The organism is Amycolatopsis sp. NPDC088138, assembly GCF_044741685.1.
Lineage (GTDB): Bacteria > Actinomycetota > Actinomycetes > Mycobacteriales > Pseudonocardiaceae > Amycolatopsis.
This window is the reverse complement of the sequence record NZ_JBIUTB010000001.1, coordinates 574170-586531: the sequence shown is the minus strand read 5'-3', so window position 1 is coordinate 586531 and position 12362 is coordinate 574170. Positions and strand designations below refer to the sequence as shown.

The window sequence follows — 12362 nt, the reverse complement described above, 5'->3', positions numbered from 1 at the left end:
CCGGTCGATCGATCGAATCCGGAAAAGTGACGGCGATCACCCGGAAACCGTTCCGGACGTGCGCACAAGCTAGAGGAACACGGGTCCGATCGGCAATTGTCTCGCCGCCGATCGGACCGGACAATGTGAATGGCGGGCGAACAAAAAATCGCCATCATCCCCCGCGCGGGTGAGCCGTTGATCACCCACCGTGATCATGGTTGGCGTACTCGCGAGTAACACCGCAGTTCACCGGCCTGATCCGGACGATTCCGCAGCTCACCCGGTGTAGACCAAGGTCGTTTACGTTTTCTTGACACTCTTCCGGTAACCGATTACCTGTCGTAGCCTTCGCCGTGTGCCGCCCGGGCCGGCGTCCACCACCCGCCCCGGCGAAGCCGTCCCACCGCGGGGACCGCGAACGTTCGAACCCCACCGGAAAGGGCTTGTTCATGACTGCCCGAATTCGCCGACCGTCCCGTTTTCCTCCGATGCGCGCCGCCGCTCTTCTGGTGACCACTGCCGCCGCGGTCACCATTTCCGGCACGACGGGAAAACCGGAAACGCCCCCTCCGGTTTCTGTCCCGCTCGCCGTTTCCCCCGCCGTCCTGCTGCCGCCCGGAACCGTGCCGGACGCGCCGCGCGACACCTTCGACGTCGCCACCGCACTGTCTGCCGCGGACCGATCCGATGACGGGACCGGGTGCGCCGACGTCACCCACGGACGGCTGCTGGGTCCCGGCGACGCCGCCGCCGGGCAGGGCTTCCAGTCGGCGGCGGCCGGCGGCCAGGTCTCCGAGCTGGTCGCGCGCACCGTCCACCCGGTCGACCTCACGGCCTGGGCGCAGCGGGCCCGCCAGTGCGGCCGGGTCACCGTCGACGACCCGCAGGGCACCGCCGTCTCGAGCATCACCGTGGCGCCCGGGCCGACCGTCCCGGGCACGGAAACCCTTGCGTACGAACAGGTCCTGACCCTGCCCGGCCAGCCGGCCGAGCTGCCGGGACTGCGCCTGCGCACCGTCGCCATCGCCGCCGACGACGTACTGGTCGTGCTCCGCGACGCCGGAGCCACCGACCTCGACCTCGACACCCTGGCCGTCGCCGCGTGGCAGCACGCGACTCCTCGGCTGGGCCGATAGCGAAGGAGAACCCCATGTCCCCGACCACCTTGCCCGCGTTCCTGCGACGCTGGGCGACGGTCAAGCCCGACGAGCCCGCGCTGACCTTCGCCGACTACAGCGCCGAACGCGACGGGCGGCGGCAGACCCTGACCTGGCGGCAGCTGGCCGAGCGCGTCGACGCCGCCGCGGGCGCGCTGCCGGTCTCCCCCGGCGACCGGGTGGCCGTGCTCTGCCCGCAGGGCATCGACTACGTCGTCGGCTTCCTCGCCGCGCTGACCGCGGGCGCGATCGCGGTGCCGCTGTTCGACCCCGGCCTGCCCGGGCACGCCGGGCGGCTCACCGCGGTGCTCGCCGACTGCGCGCCCGCGGCCGTCGTCACGACGTCCGCCGCGCGGCCCGCCGTCGAGGAGTTCCTCGGCGGCAGCGTGGAGATCGTGGCGGTCGACCGCGCCGACGCGGCCTTGACCTGGCCCGCGCCGGAACCGGGGCCCGGCGACGTCGCGTACCTGCAGTACACCTCCGGCTCGACCCGCTCCCCGGCCGGTGTCGTGCTGACCCACGCGAACGTGATCGCCAACGTGCGGCACGCCGTGCAGGGTCTCGGGCTGGACCCTCGGGAGGCCACGACGGTCTCGTGGCTGCCGCTGTTCCACGACATGGGCCTGGTCCTCGGCCTGATCACGCCGCTGGTCCTGGGCCTGCGCTCGGTGCTGATGGACCCGCTGGCCTTCATCGAGCGCCCGGTCCGCTGGCTGGAACTGCTCGGCGACCGGCCCGGCGCGTGGAGCGCGGCGCCGAACTTCGCCTTCCACTACTGCGCGAGCCGCGTGCGCGACGCCGACCGCGCCCGCCTGCGGCTCGGCCGCGTCGCCGGGATCATCAACGGGGCCGAGCCGATCAACCCGGACGTCCTCGACCGCTTTCACGCGGCGTTTGCTGCGGCCGGCTACCGGCCGGAGAAGACGCGCCCGTCCTACGGCCTGGCCGAGGCGACCGTGTTCGTGACCACCGTCCCGGACACCGCCCCGCGCGTCACGACGTTCGACCGCGACGCCCTCGGCGACGGGGTCGCCCGGGAGGCCGGCGACGGCGTCCGGCTGGTCGCCTGCGGGGCGCCGGCCGGCCAGCACGTGGCCCTCGTCGACCCGGAGACCGCCGTCGCCCTCCCGGACGGGTCGGTCGGCGAGATCTGGGTCCACGGGCCGAACGTCGGCGACGGGTACTGGCAGAAACCCCTGGACAGCACGGAAACCTTCGGCGCCCGGCTGACCGGTGACCACAGTGGACTGCCCGACGGGCCGTGGCTGCGCACCGGCGACCTCGGCGTCCGGCACGGCGGCGAGCTCTACATCGCGGGCCGGATCAAGGACCTCGTCATCGTCGACGGCCGCAACCACTACCCGCAGGACGTCGAGGCGACCGTTGCCGGGGTCGACCAGGGGATCCGCCCCGGCAGCGTCGCGCTGTTCGCGGTCGAGGGCACCGACACCGAGGGCGCGGTCGTCGTCGCCGAGCACCGCGGTCACCGCGAGATGACCGAGCAGTCCGAACGGGACCTGGCCGCGACGATCCGGCGGCTGGTGGCCGACGCGCACGGCCTGGCGCTGCGGGACGTCGTCCTCGTGCCGCAGGGCCACGTGCCCCGGACGTCCAGCGGCAAGATCGCCCGGAGCGCCTGCCGCGACCGCTACCTCGCCCACGAGTACGGAAAGGCGCTGGCGCGATGAGAAACCCGTCGCCCGACGCGCTGCGCCGCTGGCTGCTCGACACCGTCGCCGAGCACACCGGCGTCGACGCCGCCCGGCTCGACCCCGACCGCCCGCTCGGCGACTACGGCCTGTCCTCCCGCCAGGCCGTCGGCATCGCCGCGGACCTCGAAGACCTGCTCGGCACCCGGCTGCCGTCCACGCTGCTGTGGGAAAGCCCGACCATCGACCACCTCGCGCGCAGCCTCACCGGTGGTGACGAGCCCGACGTCGCGCCCGCCACGGACCGGCGCCGGACCGACCCGATCGCCGTCGTCGGCCTCGGCTGCCGCTGGCCCGGCGCCGACGGCCTCGACGAGTACTGGGACCTGTTGTGGAGCGGGCGGGACGCCGTCCGGACCGCCCCGCCCGGCCGCTGGAGCGCCGACGCCGCCCCAGTCGTCGGCGGGTTCCTCGACGACGTCGCCGGGTTCGACGCCGAGCACTTCGGCATCACCCCGCGCGAAGCCGCGACGATGGACCCGCAGCAGCGGATGCTCCTGGAGGTGACCTGGGCGGCGCTGGAACACGCCGGTATCGCGCCGGCGTCGCTGCGCGGCAGCCGCACCGGGGTGTTCACCGGTATCGCCACCCACGACTACGGGCACCTCACCATGGGCGGGGACGGCGTCGACCTGTGGACGGCCACCGGCGCGGCGGGCAGCATCGCCGCCAACCGGCTGTCCTACGTGTACGACCTGCGCGGGCCGAGCATGGCCGTGGACACCGCGTGCTCGTCTTCGCTGGTCGCGGTGCACCACGCCGTGCGCGCGCTGCGCGACGGCGAGGCCGATCTGGCGCTGGCCGCCGGCGTCAACCTGATGCTGCTGCCCGGGCCGACCGCCGCGTTCGCCGCGGCCGGGTTGCTCGCCGGGGACGGCCGCTGCAAGACGTTCGCGGCCGCCGCCGACGGGATCGCGCGCGCCGAAGGCTGCGGCGTCGTCGTGCTCAAGCGGCTGGCCGACGCCGAGGTCGACGGCGATCGTGTGCTCGCGGTGATCCGCTCCTCGGCGGTGAACTCGGACGGCCGGTCCAACGGCCTGGCCGCGCCCAACCCCGTGGCCCAGCAGGCGATGCTGCGCGACGCCTACCGCGGCGCCGGGCTCGATCCGTCCACTGTGGACTACGTCGAGGCCCACGGCACCGGCACCCTGCTCGGCGACCCGATCGAGGCCCGGTCTTTGGGCGCGGTGCTGGGTTCGGGGCGCCCTTCTTCGCGCCCCTTGCTGATCGGGTCGGTGAAGACGAACATCGCGCACGCGGAGGCCGCGGCCGGGATCGCCGGGCTGATCAAGGTCGTGCTGGCGATGACCCACGACGAACTGCCGCCGCAGCTGCACTTCGACGCACCCAACCCGCACATCCCGTTCGACGAGCTGCGCCTGCGGGTCGTCACCGAGGCGACACCGTGGCCGCGGCACGCCGGGCGCGCGACCGCCGGGGTGTCCGCGTTCGGGTTCGGCGGGACGAACGCGCACGTCGTGCTGGAGGAGGCCGCGCCTGTTTCGCCTTCGTCCAGTGGCGGCGTCCGGATCGCGCTCGTGTCGGCCCGGACCCGCGATCGGCTCACCGAGCGGGCCGCGCAGCTGGCGACCTGGCTGGAGACGTCGCCGAGTTCGCTCGCCGACGTCACGCACACGCTGTTCCGGCGCGACAACGGCGCCCGGCACCGCGCCGCGTTCGTCGCCGGGGACACCGCGGAGCTGGCGTCGCTGCTGCGCGCCGTCGAAGCCGACCCGCTGCCCGCGGGCGCGGCGATCGGCACCGCGCGGGACGACGGAGGCCCGGTGTTCGTGTTCTCCGGCCACGGTTCGCAGTGGCCCGGGATGGGCCGCGGGCTGCTGGACGTCGAACCGGCGTTCACCGCCCAGGTCGACAAGCTCGGCGACCGGTTCACCGAGCACACCGGGCAGTCGCTGCGCGCGCTGCTCACGACGTCTCTTCCACTGGCGCTCCCGGAAACCCAGGCGGCGATCTTCGGCACCCAGGTCGCGCTGGCCGCGCAGTGGGAGGCGCTCGGTGTGCGGCCCGCGGCGGTCATCGGGCACTCGCTCGGGTCCGCGGCGGCCGCGGTGGTGAGCGGGGCGCTGGACGTCGACGAGGCCGTCCACCTGGTGGCGACGCGGGCCCGGTTGCTGGGCACGGTTCCCGCCGGCGGGATGGCCGCGGTCGAGCTGTCGCCGGAGGAGCTGGCGGCGTACCCGGGGGTGGAGCTGGCCGTCGACTCCGCGCCGCGGCAGCTGACCGTTTCCGGATCCCCTGCGGTCCTGGACCGGCTGGTCGCGGAGCTGGAGGCCGCCGGCCGCACCGCGCGACGGCTGCCGGTGGAGGTCGCGGGACATTCGGCGGGCGTCGACCGGGTGGTGGAGTCGCTGCGGAAGGCGCTGGCCGAGCTGGGCGGCCGTCGTCCCGCCGTGCCCTGGTACGACACGGTGCTGGCCGACCCGCGCGAGCTGCCGGACTTCGACGCCGGGTACTGGGCCGCGCACCTGCGCCGCCCGGTCCGGTTCCGCGAGGCGGTGGCGGCCGCGGCTTCGGACGGGCACCGCACTTTCGTCGAGATCGCCCCGCACCCGGTCCTGCGGGGTTCTTTGGCTCGCACACTGGCCGCGGCGGGCATCACCGACGCGGTGGTCACAGGGACGCTGCGCCGCGGTCAGGACGAGGTGCGCGCGTTCGGTGCGGCAGCCGCGGCCCTGTACTGCGCGGGCACGCGGATCACGCCGGCCGACCCGCACGACGGCGCGCGGCTGGCGGACGTCCCCCCAATGCGGTGGCGGCACGAGCGGCACTGGTTCACCTCGACGGCCGGGGGGCCTGCCGAGCTGAACCACGGCTCCGGATCGGGGTCCGGAGCCGGGACCGCCGTGCCGCCACTGGTTCCCACATCCGCTGCGGGATCCGCAGGGCCAGCGCAGGCCTTGCTGGGGACTGCGGCCGGCACGGGGTCGCTGCCGGTACCGCTCGACCCCGCCTCTCGCGCGGGATCCGCAGCCACGCCGCCGCCGGGCCCTCTCGGTCCCGCACCCCGCGCGGACACCTCGGCCGCGGCATCACCGGATCCGCTCGACACCGCTCCTCGCGCGGGAACCGCAGCCACGCCGCCGGGCTCCCTCGGTCCGGTGCGGCGCACGGGAGCCGCAGTCGCGCAACCCCCGGGCCCGCTCGGTCCCGCACCCCGCGCGGACACATCAGCCACGGCACCACCGGACCCGCTCGACCCCACCCTCCGAACCGGATCAGCAGCCACGCCGCCGCCGATTTTGTTCGATCCGGAGCGGCGCACGCGATCCGCAGTCGCGCAACCCCCGGGCCCGCTCGGTCCAGCGCCGCACGCGGAGACTTCAACCGTAGCGGCACCAGGCCCGCTCGACCCCACGCCTCGCGCGGGGTCCGCGGGCGTGACCACCGTGGCGTCACCAGGCCCAGCACCCCGTGCGGAAACCGGGCGGCTCACCGAGATCGTCGCCGCCGTCATGGGGTTGCGGCCGGAGCGGCTTGATGCCGACGTCCCGCTTGTCGAACTCGGGCTGGACTCGCTGATGGCCAACCGGATCCGGGAGACCGTGCGGCGGGAGCTCGGCGCCGAGCCCGATGCCGCGGCCGTGTTGCGCGGGGCGACCCTCGCCGACCTCAACCGGGATCTTGCGCTCCGGGCCGGCGAGTCGCCGCGGCCGGCGCGTGGGCGGGCGTGGGACGCCGCCGATCGGCTGGTCCTGCGGCTGTGGGCCGAGCACACCGGCGCCGAGCCGGGTGGCACGCACGTGCGGCTGTCCGGCACCGACCGGCCCGAGGCCCTGGCCGCGCTCCTCGCCGACGGGCTCACCGCCGAGCTGGACACCCCCGTCGGCGCGGCCGACCTGCTGCGGCACGACTCCCTGGCCGCCATCGCCGACGTCGCGCGGGCCGTGCTCGACACCCGGGAGGAACGCGGACCGGTCCATGTCCTCAAAACAGGCGACGCCACGCCGTTGCTGCTGTTCCACCCCGGCGGCAGCACGTGCACCGTCTACCGGCCGCTGCTCGACCGGCTGCCCGAGACCGTGCCGTGCCTCGGGTTCGAACGCGTGCCCGGCGCCAGTGTGGAGGAGCGTGTCGAACGGCTGCTGCCGCTGGTGCGCGCGACCCGGCCGCCGTACCGGCTGGCGGGGTGGTCGTTCGGCGGGGCACTGGCCTACGGCGTCGCCGCGAAGCTCGCCGAGGAAGGCCGGGAGGTGGAGCTCGTCGCGCTCATCGACACGATGCTGCCGCTGCCGGAGCCGGACCTCGACCCGCGGGCCTCGTCGGCGCGGCGGTTCGTGCGGTTCACCGGGTACGTCGAGGGCACCTACGGCCGGGCCGTGCGCCTCGGCCACGACGAGCTCGCGCCGCTGCCCGAGGAGGAGCAGATCGAGCTGACCATGCGCCGGGTCGCCGAAGCCGGGCTGCTCAGCCCCGGCGTGCTCCGCCACCAGCGTCAGTCCTTTTTGGACACTCTTGCCGCCGAACGTGCGGTGCCGCCGCGTTACGACGGCCGGGTCGTGCTCTACCGGGCGACCGAGCCGTACGCCGCCGGCCTAGCCATGGAGCCGCGCTACTCCCGCACCGACCTCGCCGCGGGCTGGGCGGAGCTGGCCACCGATCTGGAGATCGTGCCGGTGCCGGCGCACCACCTGTCGGTCGTCGACCCGCCGCACGTCGACGTCGTCGCGCGGCACCTGGCCGGCCTGCTGTGCCCCTGACCCGGGACGGGGTCCGCGCGTGGCCGCTGCTCGCGGTGCTCGGCGCCGGGTTGTTCCTGGTCGCGGTGGACGCCACGGTCCTGCACGTCGCGCTGCCCGACCTGGTCCGGCAGCTGCGGCCGAGCGCGTCGGCGCAGGTGTGGATCGTGGCGATCTACCCGCTCACGGCCGCGCCGCTGCTGCTGCCGTTCGGCACGCTCGGCGACCGCTACGGACGGCGCCGGGTGCTCGTGACCGGGTACGCGGTGTTCGGGATCGCATCGCTGGCCTGCGCGTTCGCCCCCGGCGTCCCGGCGCTGCTCGCGGCCCGCGCCGTGCTCGGCTGCGGCGGGGCGATGATCATGCCGGCGACGATGTCGCTGCTGCGGGAGCTGTTCCCGGAGCAGCGGCGCCGTCGCGCGGCGATCGCGGTGTGCAGCGGGATCGCCGGCACCGGCTCGGTGTTCGGGCCGATCCTCGGGGCGGTGCTGGTCGAGGCGTGGGGCTGGCGCGCGACGTTCCTGGTGAACCCGCCGGTGATCCTGGCCGCCGTCGTGCTCGCCCTGCGGTGGCTGCCACGGACCCCGGCGGGGCAACGGCCCTGGGACGGCGTCAGCGCGTTGCTCGCGGCAGGCGGGGTGTTCGGGATCGCGTTCGGCCGCGTGCCGACGGTACTGGCCGGGTGTGTCCTCATCGGACTGTTCGGCTGGCGCCAACGCCGTTCGGACGCGCCGCTGCTGGACCTCGCGCTGTTCCGGCGGCCGGCGGTGCCGGGCGCGGTCGGCGGGGTGCTGCTGGTGATGAGCACGCTCGTCGGGCTCGGGCTGCTGTTCGCGCAGTACCTGCAGCTGGTGCTCGGCCTGTCCCCGACCGCCGCGGCGATGCGGCTGCTGCTGGTGCTCGGGGCGTCGGCGGCGGGCAGCGTGGTGGCCCCGGCGCTGCTGGAGCGGTTCGGCAACACCCGCGTCCGTGCGTCGGGCTTCGCGGTGACGGCCGTAGCCCTGCTGGCCCCGGCGTGCCGGGCGGACGCGCTGCTGGGGTTCGCCTTGGCGGGCTTGGGTTTCGGGATGGCCCTGGCGTTGACGTCGAGCACGGACACGCTGCTGTCGGCTACCCCGGCCGCGGAGGCCGGCGGGGCGGCGGCGGTGGAGAAGACGGGCTACGAACTGGGCGCGGGCATCGGCACCACGCTGTTCGGTTCCCTGGCGGCGGCGGTGTACGCGGCACACCTGTCCGTGCCGCCCGGTCTGCCGTCGGCAGCACGTCAGCTGGCTTCGGCGGGCCCGGCCCAGGCGGAGGTCGCGGCGGCGGGACTACCGGAGCCGACGGCTTCGGCGCTGCTCGCGTCAGCCCGCGAAGCCTGCACGGCCGGGCTGCAGGTGTCGGCGGGGGTGGCGTGCGGAGTGTTCACCCTGGCCACGCTCATCGCCGCTTTCCGCCGCTGCCGGGGCCGAAGTCCGTGAAGGCCACATTGAGGGACTCTGAGTCCCTCAATATGGCCTTCACGGACCTGAGATCTGCTGGGGATCAGCCGTCGGTGGTCTTGGGAGCCCTCAGCGGAACCAGCCGCCGCCGCGGGCGGCTGGGCTTCGGGGCTCGATCGGCAGGGAGCCCTGGCTCGGGGGCCAGAGGGTGGCCGCCGGGACCTGGCGCAGCCGGCTTCGCAGCGTGTGCAGCGGGAGCGGGCGTCGGCGGGTCAGCATCGTCGTGGTGCGGGGGTGGAGGTCGACGAACGGGTACGTCGCGTGCAGCGCGGCCAAGCGGCGTTCCAGGCGGAGGCTGCGGTCGGTCAGCTCATCCGGGCCGACCACCGGCTGCGCCACCAGGAACTCGCCCGGGCCGAGGCGTACCGCGCGGTCCAGTGGGCGCAAGCCGTCGCGCAGGAGGTCGGCGATGTTCTGCTCGGTGTGCATGCGGATCCGGTTGCCGTGACGGCGTTCCACCGCGGTGAGGTCGTCGACCGTCACCAGGATCAGCCCGAGCGGCACCGTGTCCGTCGCGTCGCCGAGCCACGGCGTGATGCCCGCCAGCGTCGCCAATCCGGTTTCGGGATCGACCGGTCCCGCGGCAGGCGGCGAAACGGCCTCCAGCCGGGCCGCCACATGCCGAAGCGCGGCCTCCGCACGACTTTCGACGTCGACCGCGGCCGGCGCCTCCACCGACGCCAGGACCTCGCCGACCTTGCGCCGCACCGCGGGCGGCAGCCGGTCGCCCAGCGCGTCACGCAGCCGGACGACCTCGGCGTACGCCTCGTCGCGGCGCAGCCCCCAGCGGCCGCGGAACAGCCGCGCCGACTCGACCGAGCTCGCCTGCGGGTCGACGTCGTCGAGGTCTTGGGCCACCACGGACGCGCCGAACGTCGGCGACAGCACCGCGACCGACCACTCGCGCGCCATGCCCTCGTCGGGGCGCAGCAGCACCGGGGTGACGCCGTGCGGCAGGTCCGGGCGCCCCGAGTCGACCATGCCGACGACGGTCACCGCGGCCGTCCGCGCGATCCGCGCGTACACCTCGCGTTCGCGCTCGAAGTAGGGCAGCCGCTGGAAAAGCGCGAACACCACCGTGTCCGCGCCGGTGCCTTCGGCGAGCGCGGCGCGCTCCACCGCGTGGGACGCGGTCACCAGGGCGCGTTTGGACAGCACGCCGGCGCGGGCCGAGGACACGTCGGGCATCGGGTTCGCTCTCGCCGGGGGAAGGGAGACAACCACCTTAGAAGAACTCGCCGTGACCGACTAGACACACAATGGAGTGAACTCAGAAGTGGTCCCGCTCAGCCTCCCGGGCGACGACCTCGTCGAGATCCGGCAACCGCCGCAGGCCCTGAAGCGGTTGCCGCATCCGGTGGTTCCCGCGCAGCCGCTCGGCGTTGCGGTCGAGGAACGCCCAGTAGCCCGCGGTGAACGGGCACGCGCGGGGGCCGGTCCGTTGTTTCGGGTCGTAGAAGCAGCCGCCGCAGTGGTCGCTCATCCGGTTCACGTACGCGCCGCCGGCCGCGTACGGCTTGGTCCCGACGATGCCGCCGTCGGCGAACTGGCTCATGCCGATCACGTTGGCGGGCATCACCCACGGGAAGCCGTCGACGAACGCCGTGGCGAACCAGGCGGTCAGCTCGGCCGGGTCGTAGCCGCGCTGGAGAGCGTGGTTGCCCAGCACCATCAGCCGTTCGATGTGGTGGGCGTAGCCGCGGTCCCGGACCCCGGCCAGCGCGGTCCGCAGGCAGGCGGCTTCGACGGCGTCCGCGTCCAGCTCACGCCACCACGCCGGCAGCTTCCGCCGCGCCTGCAACGCGTTGCGGCGCAGGTAGTCCGGGCCCAGGTGCCAGTAGAGGTGCCACACCCATTCCCGCCAGCCGAGCACCTGCCGGACGAAACCTTCGACGCTCTCGAGCGCGGCCGTCCCGTCCCGCCAGCGCTGTTCGGCCTGGCGCACGACGTCCAGGGGGTCCAGCAGCCCGAGGTTCAGCGGCACCGACAACAGGGCGTGCGCCATGGCCCAGTCGTGGGTCAGCATCGCGTCCTGGTGCGGCCCGAACGCGGGCAGGCGGTGGTCGAGGAACCGGTGCAGCGCCCGCTGGGCCTCGTCGCGGCCCACGGCGAACCGCCGGGGCCCGTCGGCGCCGACGGGGTGGATCGCACCCTCGCGCTCGGCCCGGTCCAGCTCCGCGCGGACGCGTTCGTCGATCGCATTCTCCCGCGGGTGCCACGGCGCGGGGACGTCGAGGCGGGTGGTCTTCGGCGGCGGCTCCCGGTTGTCGCGGTCGTAGTTCCAGTGGCCGCCCGCGGGCGAGCCGTCCGGTTCCAGCAGCACCTCGAACCGGCCGCGCTGGTCGCGGTAGAAGTCCTCCATGACGAACCGCGTCCGCCCGGAGGCCCACGCCGTGAAGTCCTCTTTGGACCGGACGAACCCGGGGGTCGGCAGGATCTCTTCGACGACCCCTTCGTCGCGCAGCCGCCGGACGAGCGCGTCCGCGGCGTGGGAGTTCGGCTCGTGCACCACCACCGGACGGCCGAAGCGGCGCAACCCGGTCCGGTAGTCCGGGGCGTCGAGCAGGGTGACGCGGTCGCCGAGGTCCTCGGCCAGCCGATACAGGCCGGCCTGCACCAGGTGCAGCTTCTGCCGGTGGAACGGCTTCGCGGCGAACGCCGCGGCCGAGCGGATCAGCAGCACGTCCCGGTCGCGATGCCCCGGTGTGCTGTGGAAGTGCGGTCCGAGCTGGTCGGCGAACAGCCACAGGGCCGTTGGTCCTGACATGCGGCGAACCTAACGCGGACCCGACGGCTCCGCAGGTCCGGCGGCGTACGTCCGCAGGATTTCCGTGGTGGCGCCCAGAAAACGCGCGACGCTCTCGGCGTGGTCCGGCTCGAGGCCTTCGGTGAGCCGGGTGATCGCGTCGACGAGCGGGGCCAGCGCGGCCCGGATCTCCGCGCGGGCCGGCTCGGTGACGGTGAGGGTGATCCGGCGCCGGTCGCTCGGGTGCGGGCCGCGGCGGACGTGCCCGGCTGATTCGAGGCGGTCGACGAGCACGGTGGCCGACGCCGAGCGGATCTTGAGCGCGTGCGCGAGGTCGACGGTGCCCATCGGCCCGCCGCCCGCCAGGTGCTGCAGGGCCTGCACGTCGGTCGGGCCCAGCGCGAGCCGCCGGGCCAGCGCCTGCTGCACGTCGTGCGCGAGCGCCAGGAGTTCCCGCAGGGCGAGGTTCACCCGCAGCGCGACGGAGCTGTCTTCCACCCGGCCATCCTAGAGGTCGCTAGACAATCTAGCTAATTTTGCTAGATTGTCTAGCGACCCCGACGAGAGGCACCTCCGTGGACATCCGT

The 12362-nt window shown here is 74.3% G+C and carries 7 protein-coding genes; 4 read left to right on the top strand and 3 right to left on the bottom strand.

All coding sequences use genetic code 11. From position 1 onward, the window contains the following. Positions 1-491 precede the first annotated feature (491 nt). From ACIOD2_RS02800 to ACIOD2_RS02785, 4 genes are read left to right on the top strand one after another with little or no spacing between them, the layout of a single operon-like run. A complete protein-coding gene (locus ACIOD2_RS02800; protein WP_400533474.1) occupies positions 492-1118 on the top strand; it encodes a hypothetical protein in 627 nt (208 codons plus the stop codon). 14 nt (positions 1119-1132) lie between these two features. Continuing rightward, positions 1133-2827, top strand: a complete 1695-nt coding sequence (locus tag ACIOD2_RS02795; RefSeq protein ID WP_400533472.1) for a fatty acyl-AMP ligase — start codon at positions 1133-1135, stop codon at positions 2825-2827. Beyond that, on the top strand, positions 2824-7566 hold the full coding sequence (locus ACIOD2_RS02790; protein WP_400533471.1) for a beta-ketoacyl synthase N-terminal-like domain-containing protein: 4743 nt from the start codon (positions 2824-2826) through the stop codon (positions 7564-7566). Before ACIOD2_RS02795 ends, ACIOD2_RS02790 begins: the two co-directional genes overlap by 4 nt. Beyond that, positions 7557-9008, top strand: coding sequence for an MFS transporter (locus ACIOD2_RS02785; protein WP_400533469.1), 1452 nt, complete (start codon positions 7557-7559; stop codon positions 9006-9008). Before ACIOD2_RS02790 ends, ACIOD2_RS02785 begins: the two co-directional genes overlap by 10 nt. Positions 9009-9098: 90 nt before the next feature. On the opposite strand, the gene ACIOD2_RS02780 is transcribed toward ACIOD2_RS02785, so the two are convergent. The 3 genes from ACIOD2_RS02780 to ACIOD2_RS02770 form a co-directional block, all read right to left on the bottom strand. Continuing rightward, positions 9099-10217 carry a DICT sensory domain-containing protein gene (locus tag ACIOD2_RS02780; RefSeq protein ID WP_400533467.1) on the bottom strand — a complete coding sequence of 373 codons (1119 nt, stop codon included), beginning with the start codon at positions 10215-10217 and terminating at the stop codon, positions 9099-9101. Between the two features lie 82 nt (positions 10218-10299). Beyond that, positions 10300-11796 carry a cryptochrome/photolyase family protein gene (locus ACIOD2_RS02775; protein WP_400533465.1) on the bottom strand — a complete coding sequence of 499 codons (1497 nt, stop codon included), beginning with the start codon at positions 11794-11796 and terminating at the stop codon, positions 10300-10302. A gap of 9 nt (positions 11797-11805) precedes the next feature. Beyond that, positions 11806-12273, bottom strand: coding sequence for a MarR family winged helix-turn-helix transcriptional regulator (locus tag ACIOD2_RS02770; RefSeq protein ID WP_400533463.1), 468 nt, complete (start codon positions 12271-12273; stop codon positions 11806-11808). Between the last annotated feature and the right edge of the window lie 89 nt (positions 12274-12362).

Coding starts and splice junctions, on each gene's coding strand:
- ACIOD2_RS02795 (WP_400533472.1), top strand. CDS start 1,133: ATGTCCCCGACCACCTTGCCCGCGTTCCTGCGACGCTGGGCGACGGTC.
- ACIOD2_RS02790 (WP_400533471.1), top strand. CDS start 2,824: ATGAGAAACCCGTCGCCCGACGCGCTGCGCCGCTGGCTGCTCGACACC.
- ACIOD2_RS02780 (WP_400533467.1), bottom strand. CDS start 10,217: ATGCCCGACGTGTCCTCGGCCCGCGCCGGCGTGCTGTCCAAACGCGCC.
- ACIOD2_RS02775 (WP_400533465.1), bottom strand. CDS start 11,796: ATGTCAGGACCAACGGCCCTGTGGCTGTTCGCCGACCAGCTCGGACCG.